We start from the raw sequence: 18,595 nt of genomic DNA, 5'->3' as shown, positions 1-18,595 counted from the left end.
AACATGAAGAAGTTATTTTTAAAATATACATTTTTGAGCCTTATCCTTTCAATGGGCCCAAAAATACAGGCTCAGCATACAGATCAAAATAAAGATCCGTTATCCATTTACAGAGTTACTGCTTTAAAAGTAAATGATCTGGTACATACTAAACTGGAAGTTTCTTTTGATTATGGCAAACGCTATTTGTACGGAAAAGAATGGCTTACGCTAAAACCACACTTTTACGAAACTGATTCACTTACTTTGGATGCCAAAGGAATGGACTTTAAAGAAATTGCTATTATCGATGGTAAAAAAAGTATTCCCTTAAAGTATACTTACGACAAGGAGCAGCTGTTTATTACCTTAAACAGAAAGTACAAAAACACAGAAAAATACACCCTGTTTATTAATTACACTGCAAAACCTGAGGAACTAAAAACAAAAGGCGGTGAATCTATCACAGATTCAAAGGGATTGTATTTTGTAAATCCTGACGGAAGAAGTGACAAGCCTGTACAAATCTGGACACAAGGAGAAACCGAAGCATCGTCTTGCTGGTTTCCTACGATTGACAAACCCAATCAGAAAACTACCTCTGAAATAGCCATGACTGTGGAGTCAAAATATACCACCTTATCCAATGGTAAACTAACATCGCAAAAAGCCAACAATAACGGGACCAGAACTGATGTCTGGAAAATGGATCAACCCAATGCTCCATACTTATTTATGATGGCTGTCGGCGATTTTAAAATATATAAAGACACATACAACGGAAAAGAAGTAAATTATTATCTGGAACCTAAATACGCACCTTATGCCAAGCAAATCTTCGGAAAAACACCGGATATGATGCACTTTTATGGCAAAATGCTAGGCGTAGAATATCCGTGGGCAAAATATGCACAAATTGTTGTAACTGATTATTTTGGCGGTGCAATGGAAAATACTTCAGCAACCGTTCATGGCAGCTATGTACAAAAAACCGAAAGAGAATTATTAGATGACAATCAGGAAAGTACAGTTGCACACGAACTTTTTCATCAATGGTTTGGGGATTACGTAACAGCCGAATCCTGGTCAAATCTAACTATGAACGAGTCTTTTGCAACTTTTGGAGAAGTGCTTTGGCACGGTCACGACGCAGGACAAGATGCGGAAGACCGGTCACGTTATGAAAAACTGCAAAACTGTTTACGTTCTTCCAAAGACGGAATAAGTCCGCCTTTAGCTCGTTTCTACTACAAGAACAGAGATGATATGTTTGATAATATCAGCTATTCAAAAGGCTCAATCATCCTCTATGCCGCAAAAAACCAAATGGGCGATGCAGCCTTCTTTAAATCCTTAAACCTGTATTTAAATGCAAATGCCTACAAATCGGGAGAAACACACCAATTACGTCTGGCAATGGAAGAAATATCCGGAAAAGACTGGAGCCCGTATTTTAACCAATGGTATTATCAGGGAGGAAATCCAATTTTAAATGTCGAATACGGATATGCCAACGGAAAAGCCACAATTGCCGTAAAACAAGTTCAGGAAAGTACTGTCCAAACCTTTAGCCTTCCGCTAAAAGTTGATTTTTATGTCAACGGAACTAAAATCAGAAAAGATATTCTTATTGATAAAAGAGAACAAAATTTCAGTTTTGATGTACCTGTAAAACCGGAATTTACAGATCTGGATCCTGATAAAATTTTAGTAGGCCAGGTTCTTGATAACAAAAAAGTAACAGATTATTTATATCAGTATAAAAACGTCCCATCTTATTATAACAGGATTGAAGCTGTAAAATTTGCGGCCAAAGATAAAAGTCACGAAGCCCAGTTAATTTTACTGGCAGCATTAGAAGATCAACAAGACGATCTAAGAACATTAAGTATTAAAGGATTAGATTTAAATGACAACCAGATCAAAGAGGCTGCTTTAAAAAGTTTGCTTAACATCGCTAAAAATGACAAAAAGACCAACGCAAGAGCCGCCGCAATTATAAAATTAGCAGCAACAGGCGATGCTTCTTATAAAACTTTAATGGTTGAAAGCACTAAAAACCAATCCTACAATGTAATCGCTGCCGGAATATGCGGATTATCAAAATTCTCAAATGATGAAGCTGATAAAGCCTTAGCAACATTAGATGACGATACCAAAAATCATGTAACACCACTTATTAAAAAGTTCAATAATCCCAAATAATTCATCCTATAATACTTTAAATAAGCCCAGCAGAGCTTATAAGTATAGAAAGAACATTATTTTAAATTAGTAATTTTTTAAATATTGTTTGTTTTTGAGGCCTCTCTGATAGTAGTGTATCAGAGAGGTAATTCAAAAAAATAAACCTGAAAATCGACCTGTTGATGGTCATCATTTCAAATCAAATTATTCCTTTATGAAAAATCATATTTTAAAATTCATTTTGGTCACTTGTATTTTGTTTGGCGGAACAATGGCCTCGGCACAAATGATCAGGACTAAAACACCAAACCGTGCAAAAGGGCAACAAGATGTTTTGCGTCTGGCTACAGCACCAATTCCAAACGTCCGCGTTGCTTTTATTGGTCTTGGAATGCGGGGACCCGGAGCGGTGGAACGTATGACACATATTCCTGGTGTTGAGATTGTGGCACTTTGTGATATGCTGGAAAAAAACACCCAATCGGCAAATGAAATTTTAACGAAAGCCGGACTTCCTAAAGCCCAGGAATTTTATGGAGATGAAAATGCCTGGAGAAAAGTAACAGCCTTACCCAATGTTGATTTAGTGTATGTGGCTACAGATTGGAAACATCACGCGATTATTGGCGTTCAGGCTATGAAAGACGGAAAACACGTCGCCATAGAAGTTCCGGGAGCTTTGACCATGAAAGAAATATGGGAACTTATAGATACTTCTGAGAAAACCCGTAAACATTGTATGCAGCTTGAGAATTGTGTGTATGATTTCTTTGAATTGACCACATTAAACATGGCGCAACAAGGTATATTTGGAGAAATCCTTCATGCCGAAGGTTCTTATATTCACGGACTTCAGCCTTTTTGGGGCGAATACTGGAACAACTGGAGAATGGATTACAACATCAAACATCGTGGTGATGTATACGCTACCCACGGAATGGGGCCGGCTTGTCAGGCTCTGAATATCCATCGTGGCGATAAAATGAATTTTCTGGTTTCTATGGATACCAAAGCAGTTGGAAATCCGGCTTATATCAAAGAAAAATCAGGACAGGAAATAAAAGATTTTAGAAACGGAGATCATACGATGACCATGATCCGCACTGAAAACGGAAAAACAATCCAGATTCAGCATGACGTTACCTCTCCCCGTCCCTACAGCCGAATGTACCAGTTGAGCGGCACTAAAGGTTTTGCCAACAAATATCCCTTAGAAGGTTATGCCCTGGACGGAAAAGAACTAGGCGATGATGTAAAACCAAATCATGAGAAATTAAGCGCACACTCATTTGTTCCTGAAGAAGTTAAAAAAGCTTTAATGGAAAAATACAAACATCCAATGGTAAAAAACATCGAAGAACAAGCCAAAAAAGTGGGCGGTCACGGCGGAATGGATTTCATCATGGATTATCGTTTAATTCACTGCCTGCAAAAAGGGCTTCCTTTAGATATGGATGTTTACGATCTGGCCGAATGGTCGTGTTTAGGCCCATTAACAGAAATCTCTCTGGACCATAATTCTTCTCCTGTAGAAATCCCTGATTTTACTCGTGGCGGATGGAACAAACTACAAAAATTAGAATTTTCAGAATAATATGTTTATTGGTTAGTTGATAGTTAAAACGACAAAAGGGTACTTTTAAAAGTACCCTTTTGTTATTTGTTATCTCTTAGAAATTACTTCCAGTTAAAAGTAATTTTCTTTTCGATTTCACTGCTTAAACTCAAAAATACCGGACAGGTCATTGCAGCACGTTCCAGAATCGTTTTGTTTTTTTCATCTTCAACACCCTGCATTTCAAAAACAATTTCGATTGCCCCAATTCTTCTTGGTTCAGCATTCATTATTTTTGTTACTTCGGCAGTCGAACCAATAAAATCTACGTTTAAATCGCGTGCTTTGATTCCCATAATGGTCATCATACAGCTCGCTAAAGCGTTGGCAACTGTATCTGTTGGAGAAAATGCTTCTCCTTTTCCGTTATTGTCTAGTGGTGCATCAGAGATGATTTCGCTTCCTGATTGCACATGAATTGATTTTGTTCTTAAATCTCCTAAATAGGTTACTTTTGATGTCATTAATTGGCTACTTTTAAAGTTAAGTCTGAATCGTAATATAAAATGTACACTCCTTTATTGGCGTGTCCTCCATCTTCTTTTTTATAAAATTGAAATTTATTGTCAACCTGTTCTGTTGTCATTAAATCTGCTGTTTCCTGATATGTTTTTCCTTGTACCAAACGCATCATCGTATCGAAAGTTACGTCAAATCCACGTGTTGCATAAGTACTTGGATTTACTTTATTTTTCAATCGGTATTCTTTTTCGAAAATTAAAACTCCGGCTTCATCACTTTCACGCGTCACAGAAGGATACATTAATTTTAATTTTATCAGATTATCAAAACTAATTTCATCAGTATCTAATGTGCTGTTTGGTTCTAAAATCACCAATTGTACCTGACATGATTTTTGTGCATCCAATAATGCCTTAATGGTAGTTTTAACCATTGCCGTATTGGCTGTTTCCATTACCACATAGTTCATTCGGTTTGGTAATAACAGGCTTTTTAAATTGGCTACATCCAAACCTCCTGTTTCTGTCAGGGCAGCAAAGACAACTCCTTTCTGATTCTGTTTGATGTAGTTGATAACCGATTCTTTCTTCTTGTCAACCACAGCAACAATATTTCCGTTTTTTGCACGCATATAATCAAAAACAGCATTTCGAACCACATCATTCGACGGAATTGACTGGTACAAATTGTCAATTGGGTTTGCTTTGTCTTTTGACAATGGCGAAATCACGGGAATATTATACAAACGTAATGTATTGGCTGTAGATTCGGCATTGTTTTGATAAAATGGCCCGATCACAGCATTGGCATCCTGTAATTTATTTTGTGCTATTAAATTTGAAACGTTGGAGTTACTTTTGGTTTCCTGAGAATCATAAATAGCCACGTCAATAGGCAATTTTAAAGTTCTGGCTGAATCAATTGCCATTAGAGCCCCTGAATAAAAATCAAGAGTCATATTCAGGAATTTATCATTTTTAATTCGTGTAGCAGCACTTGTCGTATCATTTTGCATTTTAGCCAGGTTAAACGGCAGCAATAAAACTAATTTCTGACGATCACTTTGCCCTCTCTTTTTGGTCAGCTCCACTACTTCCGGACTGGCAGAAACGGTTTCAGATTTTACTTTATCTACAATTTTAATACCTGCTGTATTTTCTGTTGATTTCTCAACTGATTTCTCTGTTTCTTTTTCTACAGGCTGCTGTTGCACGACAATTGGAGCCGGTGCTAGATATCCTGCCGGAACTTTTAAAACCATTCCTTCCTTTACCCCTTCTGAAAGTGCCGGATTTAATGCTGTTAATTCTTCGGGAGTAATATGAAATGTTCTTCCTAAACTATAAAAGGTTTCTTTTGGTTTTACCTGATAATCCATGTAAGAAACTGCTTTTTTAGAAGTCTCAGCTCCTTTTTTAGCTTCAGCTGGTTTTGTATTGGCGGTATTTGAAGCTTCAGCTTTAGGGGCTGTTCCTTTTATAGTTAATCGATACCCAACCGGTAAACTGGAAACAATTTCAGGATTGCGCTTTTCTAAGTCTTCGATAGTAATTCCGTATTGTTTTGCGATCGAAAACTTCGTTTCTTTTGCCACTACATCATGATATACATATTTCTCCTGAACAAGGGATTTAGTCGTTTTGGCAGCAACAGCCGTGGTTGTTTTTGGTGTACTTCCTTTTGCCGGAATCACAAGGGTTTGGCCGGTTTGTAAGCCATCATTTACCAAAAAAGGATTTGCAGCTTTTAACGCTTCATCAGAAATGCCATATTTTTTTTCGATTCCAAATAAAGTTTCTTTAGGCTGTACTTCATGCGTCGTTGCTTTTCCGGAAACGGTGCTCTTTACTGCCGGCCCTGTTTTAGCTGCTGCAGATTTTGAAGCATTCATTGGAATCAACAAGACCGTATTGGGTTTTAAGCCACTTCTGGCATCCGGATTTAAGGCATAAATATCATAAGGCGTAACCTTAAATTTTACAGCAATCTGATTAATAGTCTCTCCGCTTGAAACTGTATATTTCACTACTTTTTCCTGCGAAAATGCATTACTGGTTACAAAAAAAACTAAAGACAATAATGTTGAATAATATTTCATAGTAAGGCTTAAAACAATTTAATTTCTAATTCAAACAAAGTTCGTAATTTCTCTTTAAATCAAGATTCCTGCCACTTATAAATTCAGCGCCAATTATTCTCTAAGATCAATTTCTACTTTGGCAATAATAATCTCTTTATATAACTCATCTTCTTCTTTTTTCTTGCATTTATAAAGCACTTCTTCCATGTTTTGGTACTTATCTGAGTAAACATAGTACGAAAGACTGTTTATATTAAAAAAGAAACTAGCGTTAAAATCACCAGAATCAATGAGTTTCATAATGAACTTATCTCTTGGTATTGCGTCTGTAAATATACCTAAAACTAAGTAATAGCCGTTTGAAACTTCTTTAAGATTATCATAAACTTCAACCTTTACCGTTTTATCCGTTCTAAGCGGATTCTCCTTGAGTTCGCGTTTCATTTCTTCTAATGAAACTGTTTTCGAAGTTTCGGTCAGGCTTGTTTTATTTTGGTTTTTTAACGCCTCATCCTGATATTTTTTCAATTTGATCAAAGCCACTTTGTCATCAAATTTTCGTGCTTCCATGCTATAATAAGAGGCCTTGCTGATATGGCGTTTTATCTCAATGGTTTTCTGAGTATCCAGCGAATCAATTTTAGCAATCAAAAGCTGATTTTGCGCATCGCCTTTTTCCTGCTCTGTTTTGTAACGTTTTATATCTTCTAATGAAAGGCGTTGTTGCAATGAAGCCGTATTGTTGTTTTTTTCGCTTTCGCGGATTTTCTTCTTGTATTCCTGATTTTCTTCTACGGCAATTTTCTCTACTTTGTTCATTAAACCGGCATAAGCTTTTCGGTTTTCTGCCAGTTCTTTTTTAAGTTGAGAAGATAATTCGCTTGTTTTACCAATGCTTGCATAGGATTGTTTTTCTAATCTTTTCGATTCATCGACATTTAAAATATCCATTCTTTTTAAATCGATTAAATCATTGTTCATGGTATTGACCAATGAATCCAGTTTTGCCATTAAAATATCCTGAACATTTTTATTGGCTTCTAAAACCAAACGTAATTTTTCGACCGAATTTTCTCTAGAACCATTCATATCATTCAGGTTGACTTTCAAATCATTAATCTTTATAATTTTCTGATTCATTTCTTTCTGAACAACCAGCCTGTCTTTTAAATCTTCTAATTCAACGGTTTTGGCCTTACCTTTTTCAACTACCACTTGCTTTTCAGCAAGTGCCAGCATCAATTCTTCGCTTTCGTTGGCAGGTTTTACTGCTGTAGTATTAACAGCTAATTTATTGCCTACAACTAAACCGTTTACAATTTCAGGGTTTTGAGATTCTAACTGATCGATCGAAATCCCGTATTTTTTAGCAATCGAGAATTTAGTTTCCTTTGGCTCGACCACATGAAAAACGGTTTCCTGATTGATTACGCGAACTCTTCCGTCTAGTGTTTTTCGTTTATTTGGAACAGAAATAGTCTGTCCAATTTGCAGTCCGTTTTGCAATAATTCTTTGTTTAGATTTTCCAGATCCTGAACTGATACATTATATTGTCTTGCGATACTAAACAACGATTCTTTGGCAACAACCTGATGGGTTACTTTTGAAGAAACCGCAATTTCAGTTTTAGAAAGATTTGCAGGGTTTTGCGGAATACTTAATTCCTGGCCAATTTGTAGTCCGCCGGCAAGAACCGGGTTTGCGTTTTGAATGGCTTCAACAGAGACATTATATTGTTTTGATAAGCCAAATAGTGTTTCTTTTGCCGCAACAATGTGAGTAATTTGCTGTGGTGAGTTTTGTTTTTCTGCGGAGTGGACGGGAATCTTAATAATTTGATTGTCTTTGATTCCGTTTTGCGAGTCGGGATTGAGTTTATAAATTTCATCAACAGAAACCTTATATTTTTGGGCAATAAAATAAGCAGTTTCTCCTTTTTGAATTTTGTGTTCAATTATTGAATCTTGCGCATTTATCTGATTAAAAGACAAAATAAACACAAGAGAAATCATTAAAAGTTCTCTCATAAACAGTAGGTTTTAAAAAATTAAGGCGTTACAAATGTAACGCCTTAATTTGAAATATAGTATTATTCCCACTCAATTGTTGCCGGTGGTTTTGAACTTATATCGTAAACGACTCTGTTTACGCCTTTTACCTTATTGATAATATCGTTCGATACTTTCATCAGGAAATCATAAGGCAGGTGAACCCAGTCAGCAGTCATACCGTCTGTTGATTCTACTGCTCTCAACGCTACTACTTTTTCGTAAGTACGTTCATCGCCCATCACACCAACACTATTTACTGGAAGTAAAATTGCTCCGGCCTGCCAAACTTTGTCGTATAATCCCCATGATTTTAATCCGTCGATAAAAACAGCGTCTACATCTTGCAGGATTTGAACTTTCTCAGGCGTAATATCTCCTAAAATTCTGATGGATAATCCTGGTCCCGGGAAAGGGTGTCTTCCTAATAATTCAGGATCTATTCCTAAAGTAGCCCCCACTCTACGAACCTCGTCTTTAAACAACATTCTAAGTGGTTCTACAATTTGTAGTTTCATATAATCCGGCAATCCACCCACATTGTGGTGTGATTTAATGGTTGCCGATGGTCCTTTTACCGAAACCGATTCGATTACATCAGGATAAATGGTTCCTTGTGCCAGCCATTTTACGTCTTCTATAAGGTGCGATTCATCATCAAAAACTTCGATAAATACACGGCCAATGGTTTTACGTTTGGTTTCAGGATCACTGATTCCGGCTAATTCTGACAGAAAACGATCTCCGGCATCAACGCCTTTTACGTTCAATCCCATTCCTTTGTACTGATCTAATACATTTTGGAATTCGTTTTTACGAAGTAAACCGTTATTTACGAAAATACAATATAAGTTTTTACCAATTGCCTGATGTAATAAAACTGCCGCTACAGTAGAATCTACTCCACCGGAAAGTCCTAAAACAACTTTATCATTTCCTAATTTCTCTTTTAATTCTCCCACCATTTCTTCAACGAAAGCATTTGGTGTAAAGTTTTGAGGAACTTCGGCAATATCTACTAAAAAGTTTTTCAGCATTTTTGATCCGTCTGTAGAATGGAAAACCTCCGGATGATATTGAATCGCGTAAGTGGTTTCGCCATCAATTTTGTAAGCAGCAAATTCTACATCATGAGTGCTCGCTAATTTTACTGCATTGGTTGGCAAAGCCTTGATACTGTCGCTATGGCTCATCCAAACCTGGCTGTTTTCTGAAACTCCGTTAAAAAAAGTTTCACCTTCTTTAATATAAGATAAATTAGCCCTTCCATATTCCCTGGTGTTCGAAGCCGCTACTTCTCCTCCGCTAAAGTGAGCTAAGTATTGTGCTCCGTAACAAACTGCCAGCATAGGAAGCTTGCCTCGAATTTGAGATAAATCAGGATGTGGAGCATCTTCTGCACGAACAGAAAATGGGCTTCCTCCTAAAATTACGGCTTTATAAGGTGATAAATCACTAGGAAAGTGATTGTAAGGGAAAATTTCGCAGAATATATTTAATTCGCGAACTCTACGCGCAATAAGCTGTGTATATTGCGATCCGAAATCTAAAATAAGTACGTTGTGTTGCATGCGCAAAAATACTTTTTATATTCGAATTTGAAAAATCGGAACAATGAAAAAATAATATTTTTTTTAATTGCTCCCTTTTTCAGGTTCAAAGGTAAAAAGGCTCATAGGTCCAAGGGTTTGAAAATAGAAGGCAATATCTTTATTTTTCTGAACCTTTGAACCTTTGTAACTATGAACCTTTTTACCTTTGAACCTTTGTAACTTTGAACCTTTGTAACTTTGAACCTTTGTAACTTTGAACCTTTGTAACTTTGAACCTTTGTAACTTTGTAACTTTGTACCTCAAAAACAAAAACCATTTCCTGAAAAAAATCGTATTTAGAAAAAAAACCATGTTTATGAAATCAAAACTTATTGTCCTTACCCTTTTATTATCAGTGTTTTTAACTTCGTGCAGTGCTGTAGATGACTTATTGAGTTTCAATATTTCTAATTCAGCTTCAATTAAAATTCAAAGCACTTTTCCTGTCAACTTACCTTCAGAAATTCTTACGCCTGACGTGACTACAAATTCTTCGGCTGAATTTCAGAACAACAAAACCAAAGCCAGTTTGGTAAAAGATGTAAAAATCCGATCTCTTAAATTAACGATTTCTGATCCGTCAGACAAAACCTTTACGTTTCTGAAATCAGTTCATTTGTACATTTCTACATCAGATTCTGACGAGATCGAATTGGCATATATGGATAATATTAGCGCTACAACCAATACTATCGATTTAATTTGTACCGATACCAGATTAGACCAATATATTAAAGCTGATAAATATAAAATCAGAACAAAAGTTACCTTAAAAGAAACGCTTACTAAAGATGTAACAGTTAAAGCAGATATGAAGTTTAGAGTAACTGCGGATCCATTCTAAATGAAGTTGCCGAGTTTCTGATACTAAGTTTTTACGCTTTTTAACATCGGGAAGAAAAACTTAGAAACTCAAATTCATAGTGACTTAGCCCATCCATTATAAAAGGTTCAAAGGCAGACAAGGTGTGAAAACTTTGTCCCTTTGAACCTTTGTTGCTTAGAACCTTCCTCAAACCAAATCTTTTCATTAAATTTATAAAACCATACCAAAAGCTGCTTTTACATCATAACCAGGTGTATCTTAAAATCTAATTATTAAGAAAGTAAACTAAACCATAACCACTGTTTATACAATCTGAATATTAATTTTAAAAATATAATCCATGAGTAAAATAGTTGCAGAACAATTAGTTGACATGTTGGTAGAGGCCGGAGTAAAACGCGTTTACGCAGTTACCGGTGATAGTTTAAATCATTTTAATGATGCGATACGCAGAAACGGAAAAATAAAATGGATTCATGTACGCCATGAAGAAGTTGGGGCTTATGCGGCAGCTGCCGAAGCAGAGTTGGATGGTTTTGCAGTCTGTGCCGGAAGTTGTGGTCCCGGACATGTACATTTGATCAATGGTTTGTATGATGCACACCGCTCGCATGTCCCTTTATTAGCCATTGCCTCTACCATAAATACCAGTGAAATGGGAATGGATTATTTTCAGGAAACCAACACTATTAAACTTTTCGACGATTGCAGTTGTTACAATCAGATGATTATGACAGCCGAGCAGGCCCCCCGAATCATACAAACTGCCATACAACATGCTTTAGGGAAAAAAGGGGTTGCAGTTATTGGTTTACCCGGTGATGTGTCAGAATTAAAAGCGGTTGAAAGCAATATCTCTACCCAATATTTTCATTGTAATCCCGTTATCCGGCCTTCGGATCAGGAATTACAGCATTTAGCCCAAGCTATAAACGAAAGTACTAAAATAACGCTCTTTTGCGGAATCGGAGCTGAGAAAGCACACGATCAGGTCGTTCAGTTATCCCAACATATTAAAGCTCCTGTTGGATATTCTTTCCGTGGAAAAATGAGTATTCAGCCCAACAATCCCAATGAAATAGGCATGACAGGTTTACTGGGTCAGCCTTCAGCTTATCACAGCATGCATGAGTCACATTTGGTTTTATTACTGGGAACTGATTTTCCGTACGATAAGTTCATGCCTACAGATAACAAAATCATTCAAATCGACACCAGCACTGAACGTTTAGGACGAAGAGCCAATCTTTATATGGGATTGTGTGGCGATGTTGCCGATACTATAGCAGCTTTATTACCATTATTGGAAACTAAAACTGACGATAGTTTTTTACAGGCACAGCTTAAATTTTACGCTAGTGTAAAAGAAAACATGGACATTTATATTAAGGATAACGGCGATGAAGACACAATTCAGCCCGAATATCTTGCACATGTTATTGATAAACTGGCTACTAAAGATGCCATTTTTACGGTAGATACCGGAATGACTTGTGTTTGGGGGGCTCGTTTTATTAAAGGAACGGGAGAACGAAAAATGCTGGGTTCTTTTAATCACGGATCAATGGCAAATGCAATGCCAATGGCCATTGGAGCCGCTTTGGCACATCCGGAAAGACAAGTGATCGCGATGTGTGGTGACGGCGGTTTATCAATGTTACTGGGCGATTTGGCCACCATTCATCAATATAATATCCCGATTAAAATCATAGTTTTTAACAATCGTGCTTTGGGCATGGTAAAACTTGAAATGGAAGTAAATGGCTTACCGGATAACGAAACAGATATGGTTAATCCTGACTTTGGGCTGATTGCCCAGGCAATGGGCTTTCAGGGTGTAAATGTCCACAAACCGGAAGAAGTTGAAGCAGCAATTGAAAATGCATTCCGTCATAATGGTCCTGTTTTACTGAATGTCTTTACCAATCCGAATGCACTGGCAATGCCTCCAAAAGTAGAATGGGAACAAGTTGTGGGTATGGCAAAATCAATGACCCGTTTAATGCTTGGCGGTAAAATGGATGAAGTTTTCGATACCATTAAATCTAATTATAAACACTTAAAAGAAGGTTTATAAAATCATCTCTTAATTTAAAAATCATTTTATGGATATAAACGAGACTAAATCGTATACCAAATATTATGTCATTGCATGGGTATTTGGTCTGCTTTTCTATTTTTTAGATTATGTAATACGTTCAGCTCCGGCCGTGATGCTTCCGGAACTTGCCCAAAGTTTTTCTGTAAACGAAATTCGATTGGTAACAATCGTTGGAACTTATTATTACACCTATTCGACCTGTAGTTTAATTGCCGGAATTGCCCTGGATCGCTTTGGGGCCAAATACTCCCTTTTTACAGGAGCACTTATTTTAGGGATTGGCTGCTTATTGTTTATGATTTCCAGTCAGTTTAGCGGAGTTACGGGAAGATTGTTTCAAGGTGCAGGATGTGCTTTTGCATTTCCCGGTTGTGTATATCTGGCCAGTAAAGGGTTTTCGGCAAAATCATTGGCAACAGCCATTGGATTTACACAATGTCTGGGCATGCTTGGTGGTTCAGCAGGACAATTTGTTGTTGGTCCGTTAATTGAAAAAGGAATGAACATCCCTACTTTTTGGCTCTCTATTGGAATTTTTACCATAATTGTAGCTTTTGGACTTTGGTTTATAACTCCTGCAAACAGGGCTGATCAAAAACCGGAAAGCAATGAAAAGAAACAAGGTTTATTAGACCCTTATAAAATTGTTTTTAGCAATCCTCAATCCTGGTTCTGTGGCATTATTTCAGGATTATTGTTTGCTCCAACCACTATATTTGCCATGACATGGGCTGTTGATTTTTTTCAGAAAGACCGCGCCTTAGACTTTCATACCGCCACAATTTCAAGTGCTATGGTTGCTTTTGGCTGGGTTTTCGGATGTCCGCTATTAGGATATATTACAGACAAATTAAAAAAGCGTAAACCTGTTTTAGTGGCTGGTGCTTTATTGATGATTGTAGCCTTAGTTCAGCTCTTGTATTTCCCGGAGCTGCTTCCCGCTAAATTCAGTATGTTTTTACTAGGCGTCGCTTCCGGAGCTGCCATGATTCCGTATTCTATTATCAAGGAATCAAATCCTGATCATGTAAAAGGAAGTGCTACCGGAGCTATTAATTTTATAACTTTTGGGGTAACAACACTTTTAAGTCCGCTATTCAGTCGTTTATTTGGCAGGACCCTGAATGATACTCTTGATAAAACCCTTCATTTTCAACAAGCAGGTCTGTTTTGGGTGGTCGGAATTTCGATAGCTATCCTGGTGAGTTTTATGCTAAAAGAAACCGGTGAGGGAAAAACAATTAATTTGTAAAAAATGTGAGATACGAAATGCAGAATAAGATGCAACAGGGCTTCAGGTTGTATCTTATTCTTCTTTTGTAACGATTATTGAAGCTTTAAATCCTGCTGCAAGGTTATCCCAATAATCATTGGTAACCAATTGCCCTTTATCATCATAAACCTGAATCTCGGCAGTATTCCCTCCTAAAGTTCCAATGTTCAGTGCTTCAAAATCTAATTTATTAAATCCGTTTGCCAGATCTATTTTTACATCTTTAAAATTAGCATCTAAAAACAATTGATCGCGTATTACTTTATCATTAGAAGACACTTTTACCAAATCGCCGTCGATTGCACCAAAATCACGGAATTTCACAATAAAATATTTCGATTTTGTCCTGAAATCCCCTAATGAAATATTATGCTTTACCAAAGTCCCGCGACCTTCTTTTAATCCCGCATCTTTTAAGGCTTTATCTAAATCCTTCTCCATTTTAGGAATATAACGATCACCCGGATTCGCAAAATCTGTTTCAGTAGACATGGTAAATTTGCTTTTCTCTGCTCCAATCTGAAATTGGGATTTTGGCGTAATACTCGTATTATTAAAAACATTGGGGGTTTTAATGCCTGGCATATCCAGATTATCAGCCTGCGGGTCTTTTACCTCAGGGATAGGTGTCTTTTTAGGTTTTGCACTAAATTTTGGTGCCGCAATAGGCTTGAATTTTGTTCCAAATTCAGTTTGGGCTGATACAGTTACAGCAGTAAAAAATAATATGAAAAATAAAATGTGCTTCATTGAAAAAGTATTATCGAATCGGCTTTTATAATTTTTATAAAATCAAAGTATAGCATCACAAAAATAGCATAATTTAGTTAGGCTCTACAACTTTAAGACTATTATAACAATATATTAGGCTAATTTTTGGAATCAAAAAACCTGCCAATTATCAAATTAAATGAGAATAAAAAAAATCTGAATCCTGTACAGCTTCTCTTAATACTACTTATTTATTTTATTTAAAAAGCATTCATCATTTTGATAGTTAACAACTTATTCACTAACTTCAATGTTTTAATTTACCCATTAAATTTTAAGCCAATGGATTATATTGATTACTATAAAACATTAGAAATTACGAAATCGGCTACAGAAGCTGAAATCAAAAAGGCCTACCGAAAATTAGCCCGAAAATATCATCCTGATTTAAATCCGAATGATAAAGAAGCGGAGAAAAAATTCAAGGAAATAAATGAAGCCAATGAAGTTTTAAGCAATGCTGAAAATCGTAAAAAATACGACAAGTACGGAAAAGACTGGAAACATGCCGATGAATTCGAAAAAGCAGGCTACGATCCTAACCAGCAACAATATTCGCGACAACAGCAAGGCGGCAATCAAAGTTATTCGGACTTTGGCGGAGGTGATTTTTCCGAAAGTGATTTTTCTGATTTCTTTAATTCGATGTATGGATCTGCAGGAAGAAGTTCAAGAAGCCAGGCCAAATACAGGGGACAGGATTTTAATGCTGAATTGCAATTAGATCTGGAGGCTGCGTACACCACGCACAAACAAAACCTGACCGTAAATGGAAAAAATATCCGGATTACAATTCCGGCCGGAGTCGAAAACGGGCAAATTATAAAAATCCCTAATCATGGTGCTCCGGGCGCAAACGGCGGACCAAATGGCGATTTATACATTGCTTTTTTAATCGATAACAATTCAGATTTTAAACGGGAAGGCAACAATCTGTATGCCGATGTCGATCTCGATTTGTATACTGCAATTTTGGGAGGAGAAATTTATGTGAACACTTTTGATGGAAAAGTAAAAATAAAAGTTGCTCCGGAAACTCAACCGGGAACTAAAGTAAAATTGAAAGGAAAAGGTTTTCCTGTCTACAAAAAAGACAATCAGTTTGGAGATTTATACATTACCTACACCTTAAAAATCCCAACAAAATTATCTGAGAAAGAAAAAGAATTATTTCAGGAATTAGCTAAATTAAGAAATCATGAATAATAAAGACTTAATTCAAATAAAACAATTTTGTTTGTATCACGAAATTGAAAATACCTTTATATCAGAATTACACAATTATGGTTTGGTAAAAATTATTGTTCTCGAGGAAGATGAATATTTACAGCCGGAACAACTGCCTGCGGTCGAAAAAATGATCCGGCTTCATTATGATCTCAAAATCAATTTAGAAGGCATCGATGCCATTGCAAACCTGTTAAACAAAATCGAAGTACTGCAGCAAAACCTTACGGCGACACAAAACAAACTTCGTCTTTATGAACAGCATCAAACGGAATAAAGGAGATTAAAACCTATTCCATTAAAATATCACAAAAAAGAATCAATTGCGAAGTGATTTCAATTCAATCGTACTTCTTTTCATCTGCATATTTTATAAATTGCGGCTGAATTAACTAACCCGAATTTGATTTAAAAAGACAAAACAAGTTCACTAAAACAGAAAAAATGAAAAGAGAAAACATCTTAACAGGATCGCCTTGGGAGGACAAAATGGGATATTGCCGTGCGGTAAGAATTGGCAATATTATTGAAGTTTCAGGAACCGTGGCTATTGTTGATGGTGATAAAGTAAAAGCTGATGATGCCTATGCTCAAACCTACAACATTCTGGAACGTGTAGAAAAAGTTTTGGAAGATTTGAATGTGGGCATGAAAGATGTGATCAGAACCCGAATTTTCACCACTGATATTACTTCTTTTGAAGAGGTAGCAAGAGCGCATGCTTCATTTTTTAAAGATGTAAAACCAACAACCGGCTTTTATGAAATCAGTAAACTGGTTGCCCCTGAATATTTAGTTGAAATTGAATTTACGGCTGTTATACAGGGATAATTTTTTTGTCACGATTTTTTTTTATCACGCCACGACCAAAAGGAACAGGCGAAGCAATTTCACGAATTATCACATTTTTTTGCCACAGATTAGAAAGATTTAAAATGATTATTCCATTTTCTTTAATTTATAATGCTTTAATTCGTGAAAATTCGTGAAATTCGTGGCGAAAAATTTAGACTTAATGAACTTTCAACATCCAAAACAAATGCTTTTTACAATCTTCAAATGGATTTTCATTTGTATTTTGATTGGTATTTTGTCCGGATCTGCTTCGGCATTTTTCTTAGTGGCTTTAGAATGGGTGACACAATTTAGAATTCATCACGACTGGATTGTATGGTTTTTGCCTTTTGGCGGATTATTAGTGGGGCTGAGTTACTATTACTGGGGAGAAGCTGTTGTAAAAGGCAATAATTTATTGCTCGATGAATACGAAAACCCTCAGAAAGTAATCCCGTTCAAAATGGCCCCTTTGGTACTTTTAGGAACATTACTTACCCATTTGTTTGGAGGTTCTGCCGGTCGCGAAGGCACGGCTGTACAAATGGGCGGCGCAATTGCAGATCAGTTTACCAGGCTTTTTAAATTAGAAAATACTGATCGCAAAATTTTAATTATCCTGGGCATTAGTGCTGGTTTTGCATCGGTTTTCGGAACGCCTATAGCAGGTGCTATTTTTGCTTTAGAAGTTTTGTACTTTAGTAAAATCAATTTAAAAAGTATTATTCTATCCTTTTTAGTCGCTTATGTTGCTTATTTTACTGTCGAATTCTGGCAAGTCAAACATACACATTACAGTATTCCGGTTGTTCCTGAACTTGGCTTCATCAATTTATGTTATGTCCTTTTAATTGGGGCTTTATCCGGTTTAGCTGCTTTATTATTCTCCAGAAGCACTCATTTTTGGGGTACACTTTTTTCAAAAAACATCAAATATCCGCCTTTACGTCCTTTTATTGGGGGAATTATCCTGGCTATTGCTATTGCGGGTTTTGGACTTACGAAATTCTCCGGATTAGGAGTTCCGGTAATCGTAGATTCCTTTTCGAATGCCAATCCGTGGTATGATTTTTTGCTTAAAATTTTATTCACCGGTTTTACTTTAGGTGCTGGTTTTAAAGGCGGAGAAGTAACTCCGTTATTTTTCGTTGGCGCCACCTTAGGCAGTGCTTTATCTCTTGTAATTCCTTTACCAATAGCCCTTTTGGCAGGTTTGGGATTTGTCGCGGTATTCTCAGGAGCTACCCACACTCCTATCGCCTGCACTGTTATGGGAATCGAACTTTTTGGAATTCAACCTGCAATTTTCATTGCTATTGCCTGTACAATCGCTTATTTTTCATCAGGTTCGGTAGGAATTTATAAATCGCAAATTGTAAAAGGGGCCAAATATAAATTGTACCAGAGATTAAACTCTAATTTTTAAATTCCAGATTTCAATAAAAACACCAATAGCAAAAAGCTAATCAATATTCTTGTGATTTTCTTTGAGCCTTTTTGTGGAACAGGAACTAAAAATTCCAAAAAGCAAACTCTAAATTCCAAACCTGCAATTCACATTTTACATCTTACAATTCCTCACCAACATAAAAGCGTGT

General features: G+C 36.5%; 14 protein-coding genes. 9 read left to right on the top strand and 5 right to left on the bottom strand.

The genetic code is table 11. The annotated features are described in order from the left end of the window. Positions 1-3 precede the first annotated feature (3 nt). Together ACHRWY_RS08445 and ACHRWY_RS08440 are read left to right on the top strand one after the other, a co-directional pair. Complete coding sequence (locus tag ACHRWY_RS08445; RefSeq protein WP_395353819.1) at positions 4-2,184, top strand: M1 family aminopeptidase; 2,181 nt, start codon at positions 4-6, stop codon at positions 2,182-2,184. A 253-nt stretch (positions 2,185-2,437) separates the two neighbouring features. Then, positions 2,438-3,760 carry a Gfo/Idh/MocA family protein gene (locus ACHRWY_RS08440; protein ID WP_395354063.1) on the top strand — a complete coding sequence of 441 codons (1,323 nt, stop codon included), beginning with the start codon at positions 2,438-2,440 and terminating at the stop codon, positions 3,758-3,760. A gap of 83 nt (positions 3,761-3,843) precedes the next feature. Here ACHRWY_RS08440 and ACHRWY_RS08435 read toward each other — a convergent pair whose 3' ends face one another. The 4 genes from ACHRWY_RS08435 to guaA all read right to left on the bottom strand — a co-directional run bounded on the left by ACHRWY_RS08435 (position 3,844) and on the right by guaA (position 9,943). Next, positions 3,844-4,245 carry an OsmC family protein gene (locus ACHRWY_RS08435; RefSeq protein WP_395353818.1) on the bottom strand — a complete coding sequence of 134 codons (402 nt, stop codon included), beginning with the start codon at positions 4,243-4,245 and terminating at the stop codon, positions 3,844-3,846. Then, positions 4,245-6,341: a LysM peptidoglycan-binding domain-containing protein gene (locus ACHRWY_RS08430; RefSeq protein WP_395353817.1), complete on the bottom strand. Its 2,097-nt coding sequence runs from the start codon at positions 6,339-6,341 to the stop codon at positions 4,245-4,247. Before ACHRWY_RS08430 ends, ACHRWY_RS08435 begins: the two co-directional genes overlap by 1 nt. Positions 6,342-6,434: 93 nt before the next feature. Beyond that, positions 6,435-8,351, bottom strand: a complete 1,917-nt coding sequence (locus ACHRWY_RS08425; protein WP_395353816.1) for a LysM peptidoglycan-binding domain-containing protein — start codon at positions 8,349-8,351, stop codon at positions 6,435-6,437. A 62-nt stretch (positions 8,352-8,413) separates the two neighbouring features. After that, the gene (gene guaA, locus ACHRWY_RS08420; RefSeq protein WP_395353815.1) at positions 8,414-9,943 is read right to left on the bottom strand and encodes a glutamine-hydrolyzing GMP synthase; all 1,530 of its coding nucleotides are present in this window, start codon (positions 9,941-9,943) and stop codon (positions 8,414-8,416) included. A gap of 338 nt (positions 9,944-10,281) precedes the next feature. Between guaA and ACHRWY_RS08415 the strand changes: the two genes are divergently transcribed. The 3 genes from ACHRWY_RS08415 (at position 10,282) to ACHRWY_RS08405 (ending at position 14,144) form a co-directional block, all read left to right on the top strand. Beyond that, a complete protein-coding gene (locus tag ACHRWY_RS08415) occupies positions 10,282-10,809 on the top strand; it encodes a hypothetical protein (protein WP_395353814.1) in 528 nt (175 codons plus the stop codon). 322 nt (positions 10,810-11,131) lie between these two features. Then, positions 11,132-12,868, top strand: coding sequence for a thiamine pyrophosphate-dependent enzyme (locus ACHRWY_RS08410; protein WP_395353813.1), 1,737 nt, complete (start codon positions 11,132-11,134; stop codon positions 12,866-12,868). 28 nt (positions 12,869-12,896) lie between these two features. Further along, on the top strand, positions 12,897-14,144 hold the full coding sequence (locus ACHRWY_RS08405; protein ID WP_395353812.1) for an MFS transporter: 1,248 nt from the start codon (positions 12,897-12,899) through the stop codon (positions 14,142-14,144). 54 nt (positions 14,145-14,198) lie between these two features. Here ACHRWY_RS08405 and ACHRWY_RS08400 read toward each other — a convergent pair whose 3' ends face one another. Then, positions 14,199-14,915: a hypothetical protein gene (locus ACHRWY_RS08400; RefSeq protein WP_395353811.1), complete on the bottom strand. Its 717-nt coding sequence runs from the start codon at positions 14,913-14,915 to the stop codon at positions 14,199-14,201. Between the two features lie 303 nt (positions 14,916-15,218). Between ACHRWY_RS08400 and ACHRWY_RS08395 the strand changes: the two genes are divergently transcribed. The 4 genes from ACHRWY_RS08395 to ACHRWY_RS08380 all read left to right on the top strand — a co-directional run bounded on the left by ACHRWY_RS08395 (position 15,219) and on the right by ACHRWY_RS08380 (position 18,423). Beyond that, positions 15,219-16,142, top strand: a complete 924-nt coding sequence (locus ACHRWY_RS08395) for a DnaJ C-terminal domain-containing protein (RefSeq protein ID WP_395353810.1) — start codon at positions 15,219-15,221, stop codon at positions 16,140-16,142. Continuing rightward, positions 16,135-16,440, top strand: coding sequence for a chaperone modulator CbpM (locus ACHRWY_RS08390; RefSeq protein ID WP_395353809.1), 306 nt, complete (start codon positions 16,135-16,137; stop codon positions 16,438-16,440). Before ACHRWY_RS08395 ends, ACHRWY_RS08390 begins: the two co-directional genes overlap by 8 nt. A gap of 167 nt (positions 16,441-16,607) precedes the next feature. Beyond that, positions 16,608-16,994, top strand: coding sequence for a RidA family protein (locus ACHRWY_RS08385; protein WP_395353808.1), 387 nt, complete (start codon positions 16,608-16,610; stop codon positions 16,992-16,994). Positions 16,995-17,178: 184 nt separating this feature from the next. Then, positions 17,179-18,423, top strand: a complete 1,245-nt coding sequence (locus ACHRWY_RS08380) for a voltage-gated chloride channel family protein (RefSeq protein WP_395353807.1) — start codon at positions 17,179-17,181, stop codon at positions 18,421-18,423. The last annotated feature ends 172 nt before the right edge of the window (positions 18,424-18,595 follow it).

The organism is Flavobacterium sp. FlaQc-48 (assembly GCF_044007335.1).
Taxonomy (GTDB): domain Bacteria; phylum Bacteroidota; class Bacteroidia; order Flavobacteriales; family Flavobacteriaceae; genus Flavobacterium.
The sequence above is the reverse complement of the archived record's forward strand: the minus strand, read 5'-3'. Positions and strand labels throughout refer to the sequence as shown.